The 1,298-nt window shown below is 77.7% G+C and carries 1 pseudogene; it reads left to right on the forward strand.

From position 1 onward, the window contains the following. Positions 1–214: 214 nt before the first annotated feature. Positions 215–1,298, forward strand: a pseudogene (locus ACWGE1_RS36700) (hypothetical protein); the annotation flags it as partial.

A 1,298-nucleotide genomic window follows, 5' to 3' on the forward strand; every position in this document is an offset into this window, starting at 1 on the left:
CCCACGGACTGCCGCTCACCGCTCCACGACCCCCCTCGGGTAGGTCTCTATCCACCCGGACCCCTGTATTCACCCGTCCGAGCAGGCGCTCGGAGTGAATGGAGGGAGCGTAAGGGGGCGCTTTCGCCTCGCGTGCTTTTCGTGCTGATCTTCACCTGCCTACCGTCGGAGTACGGGGCGTTGCGGGGGAGCAGGTGCGGGGAGTGGTGCGGCCATGGCGGAGCTCGTCAAGATCTGCGATCCCGCCGGGCGGGCGCGCGGCAGCGGATTCGTCGCCGACGACCGCGGGACGGTGGTCACCGGTCACGAGGCCGTCGCCGGGCTGACCCGGGTGGTGCTGCACGCGCCGGGGCCCGGCGGGCGGACCTGGCTGGCCGAGGCGGCGGACGTGACCGCCCTGCCGGGGCTCGCGCTGGCGCTCGTACGGACCGACGGGCTCGGGGTGCGGCCGCTGCCGGTGGCGCTGCGCGAGGCGATCGACCCGGGGACCTACGTACGGCTGCCCGCGCGGGGCTGGCGGCAGGCGCGGGTGCTGGGCGGCGCGGAGGTCACGTACCCGGCGGCGGACCTGTTCCACCCGGTGCCGGCGGGCGTGGCCCTGGAGCTGGCGATCGGCACGGACGGGCGGGACGCGCTGCGGCTGGGCGGCGAAGCCTGTGGGGCCCCGGTCCTCGACGCCGCAACGGGAGCGGTGCTCGCGGTCCTGGGCACCGCTCTGCGGGCGGAGCACCGGTCCGGAGGCTTCGCCGTGGCCCTGCGGGCGGCGGCCGGGGCGGACCCGGACGGCCCGCTGGCCGAGCTGCTGGAGCGCAACGCAGCGACCGTCCCCGGCCGCGGCGCCGACCTGAACCTCGCCGGGGCCCTGGAACTGACCGCGACCACCCTCGGACCCTCCTTCCCCCCGGACGATCCGGAACCGGTGGAGCGCCCGGGCACCGCCGCCGAACTCGCCGCCTTCACCACCGGGGAGCGCCCGGTCCTCGGCCTCGTGGGAGACCCGGGCACGGGCCGCACCACGGCGCTCGCGGCCCTGGCCGTACGGCGCGCGCGGGGTGCCTGCCCGGCGCCGACGCTGTGGCTGCGCGGGGCGGACCTGCGCGCCGAGGACACCTCCCTGGCCGACGCGGCGACACGGGCACTGACCACGGCGGCCCGCATCGTCTCCGCACCCACCCCGCCCCCCGCTCCCGACGCCGCCCCGCGCACGGGTCCGGACGGGGCCGGGTGTGTGCCGGGGCGCTCCCCGCAGGACGCCGAACGCACTGCCGCCGTCCCCTGCGACCCCCCGTCACGTTCGG

The organism is Streptomyces sp. NPDC054932 (assembly GCF_053610205.1).